The following is a 17,900-nucleotide window of genomic DNA, read 5'->3' on the forward strand; positions in this document are numbered from 1 at the left end:
CGGTCAACCGCTCGGTGCTGCCGCCTCGGGTGTTTCCGGCGGCTGACTATCGTTCGGGGCGTGATGAGCCCCGGGGTCAAGGTCGCGCTGGTGCCGGGGGTGCTCGCGCTGCTGCCGGCGTACGCCGGGCGGGTCGATCCCGTCGCTGAGCTGCGGGCTGTGTGTGTGGCTGCGGTGGAGTGGCTGGGGGAGGACGTCGCTGTGGTGGCTGATCCGCAGGGGTTGCGGGTGGCTGAGGCGCTGGGGGTGTCACCGGGTCTCGGCGACGCTCGTCGCCAGGGCTCCTCGCTGCTCGACCAACGGGGTGGGGGGCCGGGCGGTGGTTTCGAGACGGTTGCTAGCGCAACCTCCTCAACCAACGTCGGTGCGGCCTCCTCAACCAGCGTCGGTGCGTCGTCGGTGTTGGTGGTGGCGAACGGGTCGGCTCGGCGGTCGGAGAAGGCCCCGGGGCACCTCGACGAGCGGGCGGCGGCGTACGACTCGGAGCTCGAGAAGGCGCTGCGGGCCGGGGACGTCGGGGCGCTGCGGGCGCTCGACCCGGGCTTGGCCCAGGAGCTGATGGTCGGCAACGTCGCCGGGTTCTCGCGGCTCGGGGAGCTGCTGAGCCCCGGCCTGGCGCCCGAGGTGGACTACGCCGACGACCCGTTCGGGGTCCAGTATTGGGTGATGCGCTGGAGCCTGCCCGCGTGATCGCCACCGCGCGGTGGGACGACTGGTCGCTGGCCGAGCTTGTCGAAGCCAAGGGCGAGCACCGGGTCAGCCTGGTGGTGCCCGCGCGCAACGAGGAGGGCACCGTCGGGGAGGTGGTGGCCCGCACCCGCGAGGCGCTGATGGAGACCGTCGCGCTCGTCGACGAGCTGGTGGTCATCGACTCCGACTCCACCGACACCACCTTCGCCGTCGCCACCGACGCGGGCGCCTCGGTGCACCGCTCCCGGGAGGTGCGCCCCGACCTGGGCAGCCACCCCGGCAAGGGCGAGGCGATGTGGAAGTCGCTCTTCGTCACCACCGGTGACCTGATCGTCTTCATGGACGCCGACCTGCTCGACTGGGACACCCACTTCGTGCCCGGCCTGCTCGGCCCGCTGCTCACCCGCCCGCAGGTCTCGCTGGTCAAGGGCTTCTACGAGCGCCCCGGCGCCGACGGCCTGCAGGGCGGGCGGGTCACCGAGCTGGTCGCCCGGCCCTGGCTGGCGCTGCGCCACCCCGAGCTCGCCGGGCTGGTGCAGCCGCTGGCGGGGGAGTGGGCGGTGCGCCGCTCGCTCTTCGAGTCTCTGTCGGTGCCGACCGGCTACGCCGTCGAGCTGGCCGCCCTCGTCGACACCGCCCGGCTGCACGGCGTCGAGGCCATCGCCCAGGTCGACCTCGGGCTGCGCTCGCACCACCAGCAGCCGCTGCTCGACCTCGGCGCGATGGCCACCCAGATCCTGGCCGCGATGCTGGCCCGCGAGCCCGGGGTCGAGCTGCCTGCCGGCTCGCTGGGGGCCGAGGTGGCGCTGCGCCAGTACCGCCCCGGCGAGGGGGGCGCCGAGCCGCGCGAGCGCGGCGTACCGACGCTCGAGCGGCCGCCCGCGCGGGACGTCTGATCGTCAGCGACCAGGGCTGGTCTCGCCGATGACGAGCTCGGGGTCGAACCACCGCGACGACGGCTCGTCGTCGGACTCCACCAGCGCCCGGATCGACCGGGCCATCTCCTCGACGGGCTGGCGCACGGTGGTCAGGGTCGGGTAGGCGAAGGCCGCCGCGCCCACCCCGTCGAAGCCGATCACCCGGAAGTCGCCGGGGACCGAGCAGCCCTGGTGGAGCAGGTGCGAGACCACCCCGACCGCGATCACGTCGGCGGCGGTCACGATCGTCGCGCTCCTCCAGCCGTCGGCCAGCAGGCGGGCGGCGGCCTCGCGGCCCCAGGCCGCCGAGAAGTCGCCCAGCAGCGTCGGGACCTCGGGGGAGAACCAGCGGCGCATGCTGTCGAGGCGCTCGTGGGCCGACGACGACCCCTGCGCGGCGCCCACGTAGACCACCGGGTGCGTGCCGACGTCGATGCACGAGCTGACGTGCTCGTGCACCAGCCGCACACCCTCACGGTTGCTGACGCCGACGTACGACGCCGCCGTGCCCGGCACGTGCCGGTCGAGCTGGATCGTGTGCACCGCGGCGGCCGCGGCCGTGACCGTGGCCTCGCTGAGCTGCTCGTGCACCGGGATCATCACCAGCGCGTCGACCTGCCGGCCCAGGAACGAGCTCACCCCGCGCGCCTCGGTCTCCAGCGACCCGTCGGCGCTGAAGACCAGCAGGTCGATGCCGGGGTCGGAGAAGACCCGCGAGAGCTGCTGGGCCAGGGCCGAGAAGTAGGGGTTCTCCAGGTCGGGCACCACCAGGCCCACCGTCGAGCTGCGGGTCTGGCGCAGCGCCCGCCCGACCAGGTTGACCTGGTAGTTCAGCTGGGCGGCCGCCTCGGTGACCTTGCGCTGCATGGCCGGGTCGACCGCGCGGGTGCCGCTGAGGGTGCGCGAGACGGTGGCCACCGAGACCCCGGCGAGCTGGGCGACGTCGGCCATCGTGGCGGGTCGGCTGGGCGCCACGTGGGGTCTCCTGTCGCTGTGGCTGGCACTGCGACGGTTGCCGCAGAATCTTGGACATCGATTTCCGGACAAGTGTGGACGCTGAGCGACCACCGTGTCTAGAGTCACTCCCATGTCTCGGCAATCGATTACCGACGAGTGGAGAACACCATGAACCGATCCTTCCGCCTGGCGGCCGTCGCGACCGCCGCGACCCTGACCCTGGCCGCGTGCAGCACCGGCAACGAGGAGCCGACCACCGGCGAGGCCGGCGAGGCCGCCGACGAGTGCGTGATCGGCATGACGCAGATCAACCAGACCGCCACGTTCTTCACCCAGATGAACGAGGGCGCCCAGGAGGCCGCCGACGCCGCCGGCTGCGAGCTGCAGATCGCCAACGCCAACAACGACTCCGCCAAGCAGAGCAGCGACATCGAGAACTTCGTCTCGCAGGGCGTCACCGGGCTGATCGTGGTGGCCATCGACGTCAACGGCGTGCTGCCCGCCCTCGACCAGGCCACCCAGCAGGGCATCCGCACCGTCGCCATCGACGCCCAGCTCGACGAGGGCTCGGTCGACACCTTCGTCGGCGTCGACAACGAGGCCGCCGGCGAGGAGGCCGGCCAGTGGGTCGTCGACCAGGGCCTGGCCGACGGTGCGACGTACGGCGTCGTCGACGCGCGCAGCTCCTTCATCCAGAACCAGCGCGAGGACAGCTTCCGCGCCGCCATCGACGACGCCGGCGCCACCTTCACCCAGGCCGTCGACGGCGAGAACGTGCAGGAGCAGGCCGCCACCGCCGCGCAGAACCTGGTCACCGCCCGCCGCGACCTCGACTTCGTCTACACCACCGGCGAGCCCGCCACCGTCGGGGCCGTCGCCGCGCTCGACGCCGACAGCGACACCAAGGTCATCGGCTGGGACCTCACCGCCGAGGTGATCGCCGGCATCGACAGCGGACTGGTCACCGCGGTGATCCAGCAGGACCCGCGCCAGGAGGGCATCGAGGCCGTCAACGAGCTCGCCGCCATCCTTGACGGCGCCGAGCCGCAGGGCTTCATCTCGGTGCCGATCACCATCGTCACCCAGGAGAACGTCGACCCCTACCGCGAGGTCTTCGAGTGACGGCCCCGACCACCGAGACCCGCGACGTCGGGGTCGCCCGCGTCGAGATGCGGGGGATCCGCAAGAGCTTCGGTGCCCTCGACGTGCTGCGCGGCGTCGACCTGACCGTCGGTCGCGGCGAGGTCGTCGGCCTGGTCGGCGACAACGGCGCCGGCAAGTCGACGCTGATGAAGATGCTCGCCGGCGCGGTGATCCCCGACAGCGGCGAGATCCGCGTCGACGGGCAGGCGCTGCGCTCGCCCGGGCCCCGCTCGGCACGCGCCGCGGGCATCGAGATGGTCTACCAGGACCTCGCCCTGTGCAACGACGTCGACGTGGCCGGCAACCTCTTCCTGGGCCGCGAGATCTACCACCCGCTGACCCGGCGCCTCGACCACGCCCGGATGCACGAGGAGGCCGCCAAGGACCTGGCCACCCTGCACATCCGGATCAGCGACACCCGCCAGCTGGTGGCCAACATGTCGGGCGGGCAGCGCCAGGCGATCGCCATCGCCCGCGCCGTCACCTTCGAGCCCAAGGTGCTGGTGCTCGACGAGCCCACCGCCGCCCTGGCCGCCCGGGAGGTCGAGATGACGCTGCAGCTGATCCGCGACGTCTCCCAGCGCGGGGTCAGCGTCGTGCTGATCACCCACCGGCTGCAGGACCTCTTCGAGGTGGCCGACCGGTTCGTGGTCCTCCACGAGGGCGTCAACCACCGCGAGATGGCCCCCGCCGACACCGACCTCGGCGGTCTGGTGACCGCCATGATGGGGAAGTGAGCCCGTGAGCACGCAGACCGACACCCCCGACTCCACCGAGAAGTCCGGCAAGGCCGGCAAGACCGGCGGGCCCGGCCGGCTCGGCCGCCACGAGTTCCTCACCCGCAACTTCGGGGTGCTCTCGATCCTGGCCGTCCTGGTCGTGCTGTTCGTCTTCTTCAGCGTCCAGACCGACGTCTTCCTGACCACCGACAACCTGGTCAACGTCGCCCGCCAGGTCGCGCCCACCGTGATCGTGGCGGTCGCGATGACCTTCGTCATCACCACCGGCAACATCGACCTGTCGGTGGGCTCGACGCTCGGGCTGACCGCGGCGTCGCTGGCGATCTTCGCCGAGAGCCGCAACGCGCTCGTCGCGGTCGCGCTGACCCTCGTGCTCGGCCTGGGCATCGGCATGATCAACGGTGCCCTGACCGCCTACGGCAAGCTGCAGTCCTTCATCGTCACCCTCGCCGCGCTCACCGCGGTGCGCGGGCTGGCGCTGCTGATCACCGACGGCTACAGCACCCCGATCACCTCCGACGTGCTGCTGCCCATCGGCAACGGCAAGCTCGCCGGGCTCTACACCCCCACCTGGATCGCGCTGGTGGTCGTCGCGCTCGGTTGGTACGTCTTCAACCACACCCGTTTCGGGCGCTACGTCGTGGCCACCGGCTCCAACGCCGAGTCGCTGCGACGCGCCGGTGTCGACGTACGCCGCATCCAGCTCGCCGTGCTGACGCTCACCGGGCTGGCCGCCGGCCTGGCCGGTGTCATCACCGCCAGCCGCCTGGCCAGCGGGTCGGCCAACTCCGGCACCCTCTTCGAGCTCGAGGTCATCACCGCGGTGGTGCTCGGCGGCACCGCGCTGATGGGCGGCAAGGGCTCGATCGTCGGCTCCGCGATCGGTGCGCTGACCCTGGGCGTGATCAGCAACGGGCTGGTGCTGCTGCGCGTCGACGTCTACTGGGTGCCCATCACCCAGGGCCTGATCCTGATCGTGGCGATCCTGCTCAACGCCAAGCTCTTCGGCCGGGTCACCGGCCAGCAGGGCTGAGCCGATGACCCCCGTCAAGACCGTCCAGACGGTCCTGGGGCCGGTGCCCGTCGCCGACCTCGGGATCACCCTGAGCCACGAGCACCTGCTCAACGACGTCTCGTCGTGGTGGACCCCGACCACCTCGCGCGGCCTCGACCCCGCGGCGTACGCCGACGCGCCGATCACCGCCGACCTGCTGTGGGACCTGCGCCAGGACCCCTTCGGCAACCGCGCCAACCTGGCCCTCGACGACGTCGAGGCGGCCTGCGAGGAGGTCGCGCGGTTCGCCGCGCTGGGCGGGGCCACCATCGTCGAGACCACCGGCTGGGGGATCGGGCGCGACCTGGCCGGGCTGCGACGGATCGCCGAGCGCACCGGCGTCCACGTGGTCGCCGGCACCGGCTTCTACCTCGAGGACTCCCACCCGGTCGACGTCGAGGCGCTGGGCGCCGACGGCGTCGCCGAGCGCATCCTCGCCGACCTGCGCGAGGGCGAGGACGGGGTGCGCGCCGGCATCATCGGCGAGATCGGCGTCAGCGCCGGCTTCACCCCCGCCGAGCAGGTCAGCCTGCGCGGTGCCCTGCTCGCCCAGGTCGAGACGGGGCTGCCGGTGCAGGTCCACCTGCCCGGCTGGTTCCGGCTCGCCGGCGACGTGCTCGACCTCGTCGAGGCCGTCGGGGCCGACCCCGCCAAGGTCGTGCTGTGCCACATGGGGCCCTCGGGCGCCGACCTCGACTACCAGCGCGCGGTGCTCGAGCGCGGCGCGTGGGTGCAGTACGACATGCTCGGGATGGAGGTCTTCTACGCCGACCAGGGCGTGCAGTGCCCCTCCGACGACGACAACGCCGCCCACCTGGCCCGGCTCGTCGGGCTCGGCCACGGCGACCGGCTGCTGCTGAGCCAGGACGTCTTCGTCAAGTCCCTCCTGCGCCGCCACGGGGGCCCGGGCTACGCCCACCTCCTGCAGTACTTCGTGCCCCGCCTGCACCGCCACGGTGTCGACGAGGCGCAGGTGCTGCGCCTGCTCACCGAGAACCCGCGCCGCCGACCACCACCCTGATCACCACCACGATCACCACCCTGATCACCACCACGAGGAGACACCGTGACCCGCATCCTGCTGGCCGGCGAGAGCTGGATCTCGACCGCGACCCACGTCAAGGGATTCGACGAGTTCTCGAGCACCACCTTCCACACCGGCGCCGACGCGTTCATCGCCGCCGCCGCCACGGAGGGCCTCGAGATCGAGCAGATGTACGCCCACGACGTGCCCGGCTCGTTCCCGCGCACCGTCGAGGCGCTGTCGGCGTACGACGTGGTGATCCTCTCCGACGTCGGCGCCAACAGCTTCGTGCTCTCCCCGGAGGTCTTCCTCGAGGGCAGGCGAACCGACAACCCGCTGCTCGCGCTGGCCGAGTGGACCCGCGGTGGCGGCGGGCTGATGATGGCCGGCGGCTACCTCAGCTTCACCGGCTTCCAGGCCCGCGCCAACTTCGCCCGCACCGCCGTGGCCGACGTGCTGCCGGTGACGATGCTCGACGCCGACGATCGCGTCGAGGCGCCCCAGGGCGTGGCCATGGCGGTCACCGACCCCTCGCACCCGGTCGCCGCCGGCTGGGGCGAGCAGGCCGCCTCGGCGCCGACGCTGCTCGGCTACAACGTGGTGCGCCCCCGCGAGGACGCCACCGTCGTGGCCACCGTCGACGACGACGTGCTGGTGGCCACCCGCGAGGTCGGCGAGGGCCGCTCGCTGGTGTGGACCTCCGACATCGGCCCGCACTGGTGCCCCGAGGACTTCCTGGCCTGGGACGGCTTCGCCCCGCTGGTCGGCGGCATGCTGCGCTGGCTGGCCAAGGCATGAGCGCCGCCACCCCGGTGCCGGTCCTGCTCGACTGCGACCCCGGCCACGACGACGCCGTCGCCATCCTGCTCGCCCTGGGGTCGCCCGGCACCGACCTGATCGGCATCACCACCTGCTTCGGCAACTGCGCCGTCGAGGACGCCACCCGCAACGCCCAGCGGGTGCTGGCGCTGGCCGGGCGCGAGGACGTGCCGGTGGCCGTCGGCGCCGCCGGACCGATGCGCGGCGAGCTGGCGCTGGGCAACTACGTGCACGGGGTCAGCGGCCTCGACGGGCCCGACCTGCCCGAGGCCACCGTCGCCCCGGTCGAGGAGAGCGCCGTGCAGCTGCTGGCCCGCAGCCTCGAGGAGTCGCCCGAGCCGGTCACGGTCGTGGTGACCGGGCCGATGACCAACCTGGGCCACCTGCTCACCGAGCGCCCCGACCTGGCCGACCGCATCCGCGAGCTCGTCTTCATGGGCGGCTCCACCGAGCGCGGCAACCACACGCCGACCGCGGAGTTCAACACCTACGCCGACCCCGAGGCGCTCGACGTGGTGCTCCGCTCGGGCGTGCTGCTGCGGATGGTCGGGCTCAACCTGACCCACCAGGCGCTGGCCACCCCCGCCGTCGTCGAGCGGATGTCGGCGATGCCGCACGAGGTCGGGCGCACCTGCGCGGCCTGGATGGGCTTCTTCGGCGACTCCTACGAGCGGATCTGGGAGTTCGCCGCGCCGCCCGTGCACGACCCGTGCACGATCGCGCCGCTGCTCGACCCCGACGTCATCGAGTGGCGCGAGGCGTTCGTGGCCGTCGAGCTCGACGGCACCTGGACCCGCGGCACCACCGTCGTCGACCTCTACGACCGCTACCCCGAGCACCCCGCCAACGTGCACGTCGCGATGGGGCTCGACGCCGAGCGCTACTGGGACCTGGTGCTCGCGGCGCTCGACCGGCTGGGGACGACGTGAGCGCGGCCAGCGGCCGGGTCTGCGTGGTCGGCTCCTTCAACGAGGACACCACCCTCGGCGTCGCCGCGCTGCCCAGGCCCGGGGAGACCACCCTGACCCGCGGCACCCGGCTGGTCTCGCCCGGCGGCAAGGGCGCCAACCAGGCGGCCGCCGCGGCCGTGCTGGGCGCCCGGGTCAGCATGGTCGGCGCGGTCGGCGACGACGAGCCGGGGGAGCGGGCGCTCGCCGCGCTCACCGACCTCGACGTCGACGTCTCGCCCGTGGCGCGCCGCGACGACCTCGGCACCGGCATCGCCGTGATCACCGTCGACGCCGAGGGCGAGAACACCATCGTCGTCGACCCCGGGGCCAACGCCTCGCTCACCGCGAGCGAGGTCGAGGCCGCCGTCGCGGCCGCCCGGCCCGACGTGCTGCTGCTGCAGCTCGAGGTGCCGGTCGACGCGGTGGCCGCAGCCGTCGCCGCCGCCGACGGCGCCCGGGTGGTGCTCAACCCGGCGCCGATGCCGGCCGACCCCACCCCGGTGCGCGAGCTGCTGGCCGGGGTCGACGTGCTGGTGCCCAACCGCAGCGAGCTGGGCCGGCTGGTGGGCCGGCCCGAGCCGACCGACCCCACCGGGGTCGCGGTCTGCGTCGCGGCGCTCGGCCACCACGGCAGCGTCGTGGTCACCCTCGGCGCCGCCGGTGCGCTGTGCTTCCAGGGCGACGACGCCCCGGTCGCCGTGCCCGGGGTGCCCACCGAGGCCACCGACGCCAGCGGCGCCGGCGACGTCTTCTGCGGCACCCTGGCCCAGCAGCTCGCCGACGGCGCCGACCTCCTCGAGGCGGTACGCCGGGCCAACGCCCTGGCCGCGGCCCACACCGTGCACGCCGGTGCCCGGGTGCGCGCCGACCTGGCCGCCCACTGACGCCCGGCCTGCCGGTGGTCCTCAGGCCGCCGGCAGGCCGTCGGCTGCGAGCAGGTGCAGCGCGGCGCCGGTCGCCAGCACCGCCTCGTCGAAGACCGCGTCGGCGGCGTGGTTGAACGCCTCGTGGCCGGGCACCTGCGCGCCCAGGTAGACCATCGCGCCCGGCCAGCGCTGCAGGAAGTAGGCGAAGTCCTCGATCACCATCGACGGCTCGCTCATCTCCACCACCTCGACCGGCGCGGGGCGCCCGCCGAGCGCGGCGCGCACCCGGTCGACGTACGCCGCGTCGTTGACCACGGCCGGGTAGCCCTCGGTGACGGTGGTGCGCGCCTCGACGCCGACCTCGGCCGCGGTGGCGCTCGCGAGGTCGCGCAGCGCGGTGTGCAGCCGGTCGCGCCGCTCGGGCGAGAGGGTGCGCATCGTGCCGCGCAGGCGCCCGTCGGTGGGGATGACGTTGACGGTGTTGCCGATCAGCGACTCCGTGACCGTGGCGACCAGGTGCTCGTCACGGCGCAGCCCCTCGACGCGCTCGCCCAGGCGCCGGACCAGCTCGCTGGCCGCCACCACCGGGTTGCCGGCCAGGTGCGGCTGGCTGGCGTGGGCCCCCGGGCCGCGGTAGTCGACGCGGAACCAGTCGCCGTACGCCATGAAGGTGCCCGCGCGCAGGTGCACGGTGTGCGCCGGCCAGGTCGCGTGCACGTGGATCGCGAAGGCCTCCGCGTCGTCCACCGCCAGCGCGGCGTGCTGCGCGAGCGTCGGCACCGCGCCCCGGTCGGTCTCCTCGCCGGGCTGGAAGACCAGCACCGTACGCCGCCGGGGCGGCTGCTCGACCAGGCACGACGCGGCGCCCAGCAGCATCGCCATGTGCAGGTCGTGGCCGCAGGCGTGCATCGCGCCGTCGCGCCGCGACGTGTGCGGCAGACCGGTGCGCTCGGTGACCGGCAGCGCGTCCATGTCGGCGCGCAGCACCACCGGGCGCTCGTCGGTCGTGCCCGGCACCTCGACGGTGACGCCGGCGCCCGGGTGCACGGTCGGCTCGAGGCCCAGCTCGCGCAGGGCCGTGGCCAGGTGGTCGTGGGTGTCGGGCAGCTCGAGCCCGACCTCCGGCTCGCGGTGCAGGTGGCGGCGGTGCCCGACCATCCACTCCTGGCGCTCGGCAGCCTGCCGCCAACGGTCCGTCACGGGGCGAGCCTAACGTCGCGCCACGGTGCGGCGGCGCCACGGCTGCGGATGCTGCTCCTAGGGTGACCAGGTGCTCTCGATCACCTACGTCAGCTCGGCCGCCGAGCTGCTCACCGAGCCCCAGCTGCTCGACATGCTGCGAGCGGTCCGCGCCAAGAACCAGGCGCTCGGGCTGACGGGGATGATGCTCTACCGCGACGGCAACATCATCCAGGCCCTCGAGGGCCCTGACGACGCGGTGGTCGAGACCTACGCGAAGATCTGCGCCGACCCGCGCCACCACGGGATCATCGAGCTGCTCCGCGAGAGCATCGCCGAGCGCACCTTCGCCCAGTGGACGATGGGCTTCCGCTACGTCGACGACCTCGATGCGCCCCTCGACGGCTTCAGCGACTTCCTGCGCACACGCACCCCGGGCGCCGGTGAGGCACCCGGCAACGGGCCGATGTGGCTGCTCGGACTGTTCCGCCAGACCATGCGCTGAATCCCCGGGGGGTGAGCGTGGTCCTGGCACACTGGCGACGGTCCCCGGAGCCGGGGCAGCGACAGAGCGAGGAGCCGGGGTGCGGTCGACGGACGAGGACGGGGCCCCGGCGTCGACCTCGAGCGACCGCGGGCGCCAGGCGCCGCACACCGGCGTCCTGCCCAGCGCCGACCTCTTCCGCGCCACCCTCGACGCGGTGCCCGACGCCGTCATCGTCGTCGGCGACGACGGGCTGATCACCGCCGCCAACACCCAGGTCGAGCCGGTCTTCGGCTGGCGCCCCGCCGAGCTCGAGGGCGAGCGGATCGAGGTGCTGGTGCCGCCCCGGCTGCGCCCCACCCACCCCCGGCGCCGCGACGGCTACAGCCACCGGCCGATGGGGCTGCTGCAGCTGCCGGCCTACCGGCGCGACGGGGTGGAGTTCCCCGCCGAGATCTCGCTGGCCTCCGTGCCCTACGGCGACGGTCGGCTCGCGGTCGCCACGGTGCGCGACATCACCGAGCGGCTGCGCCTGGAGGCCGAGGCCGACCGGCTGCGCGACGAGCTGCTGGCCACCGTCACCCACGAGCTGCGCACCCCGCTGACCTCCATCATCGGCTACGCCGAGCTGCTCGACGAGCTCGAGCACGACGCGCTCAGCCCGCTGGGGCGCGACATGCTGGAGCGGATCCGCGCCAACGCCGACCGCGAACTGCGCCTGGTCACCGACCTGCTCACCCTCGCCGTCGGCAACCTCGACCAGATCCGGCTGCGGCTGCAGGACGTCGACGTGCTCGACCTGGCCAGCGAGGTCGTCACCGAGCGGCACCGCGACGCGCGCCGCAAGGGCGTGGCCGTGCACGTGCACGGCGACTCCGAGACGCTGGCCCCGGTGACCGGCGACAAGCACCGGCTCACCCAGGTCGTCGACAACCTCGTCGCCAACGCCGTGAAGTTCACCCCCGCCGGCGGCCACGTCGACGTCACCGTCAGCGCGCTCGCCGACTCCACCGTGATCACCGTCGCCGACACCGGCGCCGGCATCGAGCCGGCGGAGCAGAAGAAGGTCTTCGAGCGGCTCTACCGCAGCCGCAGCGCCACCGCCGACCAGGTGCCCGGCACCGGCCTGGGCCTCGCGCTCGTGCACGGCATCGTCGAGGCGCACCGCGGCAGCGTCGCGCTGACCAGCACCCCCGGCAAGGGCACCACCGTCACCGTGCAGCTGCCGCAGCGCCAGCCCGACGACTGACGCACCCAGGACCGGCGTCACCGTCGGGGCAGCGGGTCGTTGAGGGGGCATGCGTCGCCTCCCAACCGTCCTCGTCGTGCTCCTCACCGCCCTGGGTCTCACCGGCGCCCTCCTGCCCGCCGGTGCGGTGGCGGCCGAGCGCTACCCGGTGCCCTACAACTTCCTGCCCTACGCCCTGCTCGGCGGCGCCCAGAGCGACGCCCCCGGCACCAACGACTGGGACTGCCGACCCAGCCGCCGGCACCCGCGCCCGGTGGTGCTGGTGCACGGCACCTTCGGCAACCGGGCCACCAACTGGCAGACCTACGGGCCGCTGCTGGCCAACGAGGGCTACTGCGTCTTCGCGCTGACTTACGGCGTCGACGACGTCGGCGGGCCGGCGACCGAGGTCTTCGGCGGGATGCGGCGGATGCAGTCGAGCGCCCGTGAGCTCAAGCGCTTCGTCGGCGACGTACGCCGCGCCACCGGGGCCCGCAAGGTCGACCTCGTCGGGCACTCCCAGGGCACCCTGATGCCGAGCTGGTACGTGAAGTTCCTCGGCGGGGCGGAGCACGTCAAGCGCTACGTCTCGATCGCCCCGCTGTGGCACGGCACCGAGGTCGGTGGCGCCGCCGCGCTCGCCGGCAGCGCCTTCGGGATGCCGGTCGACTCCTCCGTGCCCTTCTGCGTGGCCTGCGGGCAGTTCTCGCCCGACTCGCGGTTCCTGCGCAGGATCCGTCGCGGCGGGGTCGCGGTCGAGGGCATCGACTACACCAACATCGTGACCCGTTACGACGAGCTGGTGGTGCCGCACACCTCGGGCATCGAGCGGGGGATGACCAACATCGTCGTGCAGGACGAGTGCGCCACCGACTACGCCGAGCACTTCCAGATCGTCGCCGACCCGGTCGCGGCCGGGCACGTGCTGCACGCCCTCGACCCGCAGCGGCGTACGCCGGTCGGGTGCTCGGTGGTGCTGCCGTTCGTCGGCGGGCCGCCGCCGGCCGGCTGATCTCCGGGCCGGGAACGTGAGGACGCCAGGCCCGGCATCACTGGGGGGTGTGTACACGCCGGGCCTGGCGTCACTAGACCTGTTCCCCGAGGTGGACGTCTCATACATCCCTCCGAGGAAATTCCAGGATTTATCTTTGTGGGGTCCCGACGCGGTGCGAGGGTGGCGGGAATGCGGGGCCGTGCCGCGGAGTTGGGAGAGATCGTGCCCATCGACGACTCACGCCGCGTGTCCATGCTCATCGGCGTGCTCTTCGGGCTCGCCGGGATGGGCTCGGCCGCGGCCGCCGTCGCGCTGCCCGCGCTGGGCCAGGACTTCGGCATCGGCGTCGGCGCCACCGCCTGGACGATCAGCCTCTACGCGCTGATGTTCGCGGTCACCACCGCGCTCTACGGCCGCTTCTCCGACCTCGTCGGCATCCGCACCCCGCTGCTGGTCGGCATCGGCCTGATGACCGGTGGCGCGCTGCTGGCGGCGCTGGCGCCGACGTACGGCGTGCTCCTCTTCGCCCGCCTCGTGCAGGGCGCGGGCGCCGCGGCTGTGCCGACGCTCGGGGTGGCGATCCTCAGCGGCCGCTACGACGGCGCCGTGCGCGGGCTGGCCCTGGGCCGCCTGGCCGGCACCGCGGCTGCCGTGACCAGCCTCGGCCCGCTGCTCGGCGGGTTGACCGAGGCCGCCTTCGGGTGGCGCGCGGTGATGGCGATCCCGATGCTCGGGGCGCTGGTGATCCCGTTCGTGTGGCGGGCGCTGACCACCGAGGGCAGCGGGGCGCGCCTCGACGTGCTCGGCGCGATCCTGGTCGCGCTGACCGCCGCCGGGCTGGTGCTGCTGATCCAGTCGCCGTCGACCGGTCTGGTGATCGCGCTCGTCGGGCTGCTGCTGCTCGGGCTCGGCACCCCGCTGGTGGCGCTGCAGGTGCGGCGCCGGCCCGACGGGTTCCTGCCCCGCGACGTGATCCGCAACCCCGTGGTGGTGCGCTCGGCGCTGGCCGCCGCGGCCGTGCCGGCCGCGTGGTTCGGGCTGCTGATCGCGGTGCCGGCGGTGCTGGTCGGCGAGGCCGGCTGGGAGCCCTGGCAGGTCGGCCTGCTGCTGCTGCCCGCCTCCCTCGTGGCGGTGCTGATGCCGCGGCTGACCGGCCCGCTGCTCACCCGGATCGGGGCGGTGCGCACGCTGGCCATCGGTGCGATCGCCTCGTCGCTGGCGCTGTTCCTCGCCGCGTGGGGCTCCGCCGTGCTCTCCCCGGTGCTGCTCGCCCTGGTCCTGATCCTGGTCACCTTCGCCTTCGGCGCCGGCCAGCCCGCCCTCTCGGCGTCGGTCGGCGAGGCGGTGCAGGTGCACGTGCGCGGTGTCGCCCTCGGCATCGCCACCCTGGTCTTCATGACCGGCGGCTCCGTCGGCTCCGCCATGGTCGGCGGGCTCGGCGGCGTCACCGGGCTGCCGTGGGCGCTGGCGATCCTCGGGGTGCTGCCGCTGCTGGGCATGACCGCGCTGATCCCGATCCTGCGGAGCTCGCCCGAGGCCGTGCTCGCTGACGCCGCGGACTGAGCCGGCCCGTAGTCTCTCGCTCGTGAACCAGGGGGAGGGGGCCGGGCGCGAGGGCGCCCTGACCTACGAGCCCGTCGGCGCGACGCGCGGTGAGCTGCCTGCCGGGTTCGACCACCTGCGCCACTCGCGGGTGGTGGGCCGGGGCAGGCCACAGCTCGAGACCGCCGCTCGGGCGGTGCTGGGCTGGCAGGCGCAGGACCTCCTCGGGTCGAGGGTGCAGCCGGGCGACCGGCCGGCCGCGGAGGGCGACGTCGTCGGGGTGCGGCTCGGCCTGGGGCCGTGGGCGCTCCGCGCCCCCGCGCGCGTGCTCTACGTCGTCGACCAGCCGGACCGGCGGGGGTTCGCCTACGGCACCCTGCCCGGCCACCCGCTCAACGGCGAGGAGGCGTTCGTGGTGCATCTCGAGCCCGACGGCTCGGTGGTCTTCACGGTCACCGCGTACTCCCGCCCCGCGTGGCCGCTGGTCCGGGCCGCCGGGCCCCTGCTGCCGCTCTTCCAGCAGGTGATGGCCCGCCGCTACGCGCGCGCCATCGCCCGGGCGGTGCGCCAGGCCCACCGGGCGGGGTGACGCTCACCGCGACAGCAGCACGTCGCCCAGCAGCCGCACCGACTCGAGCGCCAGCTCGACGTCGAGCCGGTCCTCGAGGCCGCGCGAGCGCAGCTCGAGCGCACGGTCGACCCGGTACTTCACGGTGTTGCGGTGCAGCATCAGCCGTTCCCCCGTGGCCTGGTAGCTGCCGCTGACGAGGAACGTCAGCAGGGTCTCGCGCAGCCGTGCCGCGTTGTCGGTGTCGGCCGCCAGCGGTCCCAGCACGTCGCCCACCCACCCGGCCAGGTCGTGCATGTCGTGCAGCAGCATCGCCACCACGGCCACGGCCCGGTCGCCGTGGGCGGTGACCTGCTGGCCGGTGCTGGCCGCCCGGGCCAGGTCGCGAGCGGCGCCGGCCTGACGGTGGCTGGTGCGGAACCCGGCCGCGCCCCGTCCGGTCTGGCCGAGCGCGACGCGTGCCTGCTCGTGGCGCGTCAGCACGAGCTCGACCACGTCGGCGGCCAGCGGGCTCGCGTCGCCGTTGCGGCCCCACCAGACCCAGGCCGTGCTGCGGTCGACGGCGGTGAAGAGGGCCGCGCTCGACCCGGTGGCCGAGCCCAGCTCGTCGGCGAGCGACTTGAGCGCGTCGGTGTGGTCGACCGCAGGGTTCGCCCCCGCCATCCACACCACCGCCGCGACGTGGTGCTGGTCGAGGCGGTAGCCGGTGCGCTCGGCGAAGTCGTGGTGGGCCCCCGTCGAGTCCTCGAGCACCCGCCGGACCAGGGTCGCAGCGATCGAGGCGCTGCGCTCCTCGACCTGGCGGCGCTCGCCCTCGTGGGCGTCGAGCACGATCCGGGTGATCCAGTCGACGTAGGAGTGCATCCAGCCGGCCAGGTGGTGCAGCAGCCGCAACCGGGTGTCGGGGTCGACGTCGATCTGGCGCACCTCCTCGAAGGCCTGCCCCAGCAGGTCGTCGGACCCGAAGTGGTAGGCCCGGCGCAGGGAGGTGCCGGGCACCCCGCGCTGCGCCAGCCGGATGGCGTACTCGGTGGCGGCCGTGATCGGCTGGACCCGCTCGAGCGGGATGTCGTGGCGCAGCATGTGCAGGATCGTGGCGATGTTGCCCTCCACGCTCGCGTGGAGCATGTCGGTCAGGTCGGGGTCGCCCAGGTCGACGATCGCCTCCTCGATGGCCTCGTTCATGCTCGCGTTGAGGTCGTCGAAGCGGCGCTGCAGACGCTCGCCGACCAGGGCCGTGAGCCGGGCGATCTCCGCTGCCTCGGGAGAGTCCGGCGGCACGGTCCGGCGGTGCGGCACCTGCTCGGTCATGGGGGCTCCGTCCATCGCTGCGCGCTCACGCCCCGAGCCGTGCCAGCGCCGAACGGGCGGCGTTGTAGCCGGCCATCCCGTGCGCGCCCGCGCCCGGCGGTGTGGCCGCCGAGCAGAGGTACACGCCCGGCACCCCGAGGGTGTAGGGGTCCAGGGCCGGACGTGGTCGGAAGACCAGCTGCAGCGCGTCGTTGGCGCCGGTCACCACGTCACCCCCGACGTAGTTGGGGTTGTGCTGCTCCATCTCGAGCGTCGACCGCACGTGCCTGGCCACCACGCGGTCGCGGAAGCCGGGTGCGAACCGTTCGATCTGGGCCTCGAGCGCCGCCGTCGCGTCGCCGGTGAAGCCCGCCGGCACGTGGGCGTAGGCGTAGACGGGGACGGTGTCACCACGCGCACGGGAGGGGTCGGCCACGAACTGCTGGCCCACGAGCACGAACGGCCGCTCGGGCATCCGGCCCCGGTGCACCTCGGACTCCGCGGCGGCCATCTCCTCGAAGCTGCCCCCGACGTGCACGGTGCCCGCCAGCCGGGACTGCTCGTGCTGCCAGGGCACCGCGCCCTCGACGGCGAACTCGACCTTGAACGCGCCCGGCCCGTGCCGGTAGCGGGTCAGGGCCTTGGCGATGCGCCTCGGCATGGCGTCACCGACGATGCGCACCGCGGCGCCCGGAGCGACGTCGAGCATCACGATGTCGGGGGAGTCGAGCTCGGCCAGCGACTCGACCCGCACCCCCGTCTCCACCGTGCCGCCGTGCTCGGCGAGCAGCGAGGTGAGGGCGGTGGCGATCGAGGCCGAGCCGCCGCGGGCCACCGGCCAGCCGTAGCGGTGCGCGGCGGTGCCGAGCGCCACCCCGATGGCCGAGGACACCGGGGAGCCGAAGGGGCGCATCGCGTGTGCGGCGACGCCGCCGAAGAGGCCACGGGCCTCGGCGGAGGACCAGCGGCGAGCGGTCAGCGCCGCCGGTGGCAGGGAGAGCAGCCCGAAGCGGGCGAGCTTGAAGGGGTGCCGCGGCACGTGCAGCATCGGGCGCAGGAAGTCCTCGGCGATGTCGCCGAACTGCTCGCTCAGGTAGCCGAAGACCGAGCGCCACGCCCTCCCGTCGGCGCCGAGCCCGGCCGCGGTGTCCTCCACCGAGCGCCAGGCCACCGCTCCACGACCTCCGTCGAGCGGGTGGGCGTACTGCGCCTGGGGCCACAGCCACTCCAGCCCGTGGCCGGACAGGTCGAAGCGGCGCGAGAAGGGCGTGTCGACCGCGAGCGGGTGGAAGCCCGAGCACTCGTCGTGCAGCAGGCCCGGCACCGTCAGCTCGTTGGTGCGGGTGCCTCCGCCGACGGTGTCGGCGGCCTCGAGCACCCGCACCTGCACGCCCTCGGCGGCGAGGGTGAGGGCGGCAGCGAGCCCGTTGGGCCCGCAGCCGCCCCCCCCGGCGG

Annotated in this window: 18 protein-coding genes; 14 read left to right on the top strand and 4 right to left on the bottom strand. The window is 73.8% G+C overall.

Going from position 1 to position 17,900, the window contains the following annotated elements; translation table 11 throughout:
- Positions 1 to 63 precede the first annotated feature (63 nt).
- Together ABKW28_RS11140 and ABKW28_RS11145 are read left to right on the top strand one after the other, a co-directional pair.
- Positions 64 to 690 carry a hypothetical protein gene (locus ABKW28_RS11140; protein ID WP_348609436.1) on the top strand — a complete coding sequence of 209 codons (627 nt, stop codon included), beginning with the start codon at positions 64 to 66 and terminating at the stop codon, positions 688 to 690.
- Complete coding sequence (locus ABKW28_RS11145) at positions 687 to 1,586, top strand: glucosyl-3-phosphoglycerate synthase (RefSeq protein ID WP_348609387.1); 900 nt, start codon at positions 687 to 689, stop codon at positions 1,584 to 1,586. The genes ABKW28_RS11140 and ABKW28_RS11145 overlap by 4 nt, the downstream gene beginning before the upstream one ends.
- A 3-nt stretch (positions 1,587 to 1,589) precedes the next feature.
- Here the strand turns inward: ABKW28_RS11145 and ABKW28_RS11150 are convergent, their stop codons facing one another.
- Positions 1,590 to 2,582 carry a LacI family DNA-binding transcriptional regulator gene (locus tag ABKW28_RS11150; RefSeq protein ID WP_348609389.1) on the bottom strand — a complete coding sequence of 331 codons (993 nt, stop codon included), beginning with the start codon at positions 2,580 to 2,582 and terminating at the stop codon, positions 1,590 to 1,592.
- A 150-nt stretch (positions 2,583 to 2,732) separates the two neighbouring features.
- Between ABKW28_RS11150 and ABKW28_RS11155 the strand changes: the two genes are divergently transcribed.
- From ABKW28_RS11155 to ABKW28_RS11185, 7 genes are read left to right on the top strand one after another with little or no spacing between them, the layout of a single operon-like run.
- Positions 2,733 to 3,686 carry a substrate-binding domain-containing protein gene (locus ABKW28_RS11155; RefSeq protein WP_348609391.1) on the top strand — a complete coding sequence of 318 codons (954 nt, stop codon included), beginning with the start codon at positions 2,733 to 2,735 and terminating at the stop codon, positions 3,684 to 3,686.
- Positions 3,683 to 4,444 carry an ATP-binding cassette domain-containing protein gene (locus tag ABKW28_RS11160; RefSeq protein WP_204797172.1) on the top strand — a complete coding sequence of 254 codons (762 nt, stop codon included), beginning with the start codon at positions 3,683 to 3,685 and terminating at the stop codon, positions 4,442 to 4,444. The genes ABKW28_RS11155 and ABKW28_RS11160 overlap by 4 nt, the downstream gene beginning before the upstream one ends.
- 4 nt (positions 4,445 to 4,448) lie before the next feature.
- The gene (locus ABKW28_RS11165) at positions 4,449 to 5,480 is read left to right on the top strand and encodes an ABC transporter permease (protein WP_348609394.1); all 1,032 of its coding nucleotides are present in this window, start codon (positions 4,449 to 4,451) and stop codon (positions 5,478 to 5,480) included.
- A gap of 4 nt (positions 5,481 to 5,484) precedes the next feature.
- Entirely contained in the window at positions 5,485 to 6,522 is a 1,038-nt protein-coding gene (locus tag ABKW28_RS11170) for a phosphotriesterase-related protein (RefSeq protein ID WP_348609396.1), read from the top strand.
- A 45-nt stretch (positions 6,523 to 6,567) separates the two neighbouring features.
- Positions 6,568 to 7,323, top strand: a complete 756-nt coding sequence (locus tag ABKW28_RS11175) for a glutamine amidotransferase (protein WP_348609399.1) — start codon at positions 6,568 to 6,570, stop codon at positions 7,321 to 7,323.
- Positions 7,320 to 8,273, top strand: coding sequence for a nucleoside hydrolase (locus ABKW28_RS11180; protein ID WP_348609402.1), 954 nt, complete (start codon positions 7,320 to 7,322; stop codon positions 8,271 to 8,273). Before ABKW28_RS11175 ends, ABKW28_RS11180 begins: the two co-directional genes overlap by 4 nt.
- The gene (locus ABKW28_RS11185) at positions 8,270 to 9,178 is read left to right on the top strand and encodes a ribokinase (RefSeq protein ID WP_348609404.1); all 909 of its coding nucleotides are present in this window, start codon (positions 8,270 to 8,272) and stop codon (positions 9,176 to 9,178) included. The genes ABKW28_RS11180 and ABKW28_RS11185 overlap by 4 nt, the downstream gene beginning before the upstream one ends.
- Positions 9,179 to 9,199: 21 nt before the next feature.
- Here ABKW28_RS11185 and ABKW28_RS11190 read toward each other — a convergent pair whose 3' ends face one another.
- Complete coding sequence (locus ABKW28_RS11190; protein WP_348609407.1) at positions 9,200 to 10,360, bottom strand: M20 family metallopeptidase; 1,161 nt, start codon at positions 10,358 to 10,360, stop codon at positions 9,200 to 9,202.
- 70 nt (positions 10,361 to 10,430) lie between these two features.
- Between ABKW28_RS11190 and ABKW28_RS11195 the strand changes: the two genes are divergently transcribed.
- The 5 genes from ABKW28_RS11195 (at position 10,431) to ABKW28_RS11215 (ending at position 15,176) form a co-directional block, all read left to right on the top strand.
- Complete coding sequence (locus tag ABKW28_RS11195) at positions 10,431 to 10,844, top strand: BLUF domain-containing protein (protein ID WP_348609410.1); 414 nt, start codon at positions 10,431 to 10,433, stop codon at positions 10,842 to 10,844.
- A 79-nt stretch (positions 10,845 to 10,923) separates the two neighbouring features.
- Positions 10,924 to 12,072: an ATP-binding protein gene (locus ABKW28_RS11200; protein WP_348609413.1), complete on the top strand. Its 1,149-nt coding sequence runs from the start codon at positions 10,924 to 10,926 to the stop codon at positions 12,070 to 12,072.
- Positions 12,073 to 12,121: 49 nt separating this feature from the next.
- The gene (locus tag ABKW28_RS11205) at positions 12,122 to 13,063 is read left to right on the top strand and encodes an alpha/beta fold hydrolase (protein ID WP_348609416.1); all 942 of its coding nucleotides are present in this window, start codon (positions 12,122 to 12,124) and stop codon (positions 13,061 to 13,063) included.
- Positions 13,064 to 13,267: 204 nt separating this feature from the next.
- On the top strand, positions 13,268 to 14,608 hold the full coding sequence (locus ABKW28_RS11210; protein WP_348609419.1) for an MFS transporter: 1,341 nt from the start codon (positions 13,268 to 13,270) through the stop codon (positions 14,606 to 14,608).
- 22 nt (positions 14,609 to 14,630) lie between these two features.
- On the top strand, positions 14,631 to 15,176 hold the full coding sequence (locus ABKW28_RS11215) for a DUF1990 domain-containing protein (RefSeq protein WP_348609422.1): 546 nt from the start codon (positions 14,631 to 14,633) through the stop codon (positions 15,174 to 15,176).
- 3 nt (positions 15,177 to 15,179) lie between these two features.
- Here the strand turns inward: ABKW28_RS11215 and ABKW28_RS11220 are convergent, their stop codons facing one another.
- Both ABKW28_RS11220 and ABKW28_RS11225 read right to left on the bottom strand, forming a co-directional pair.
- Positions 15,180 to 16,466: a helix-turn-helix domain-containing protein gene (locus ABKW28_RS11220; RefSeq protein ID WP_348609425.1), complete on the bottom strand. Its 1,287-nt coding sequence runs from the start codon at positions 16,464 to 16,466 to the stop codon at positions 15,180 to 15,182.
- A gap of 25 nt (positions 16,467 to 16,491) precedes the next feature.
- Positions 16,492 to 17,900: NAD(P)/FAD-dependent oxidoreductase (locus tag ABKW28_RS11225; protein ID WP_348609427.1), on the bottom strand; the 1,409-nt coding region annotated here is incomplete at its 5' end.

Source organism: Nocardioides sp. 31GB23, assembly GCF_040012395.1.
In the GTDB taxonomy this organism is placed as follows: Bacteria; Actinomycetota; Actinomycetes; order Propionibacteriales; family Nocardioidaceae; genus Nocardioides; species Nocardioides salarius.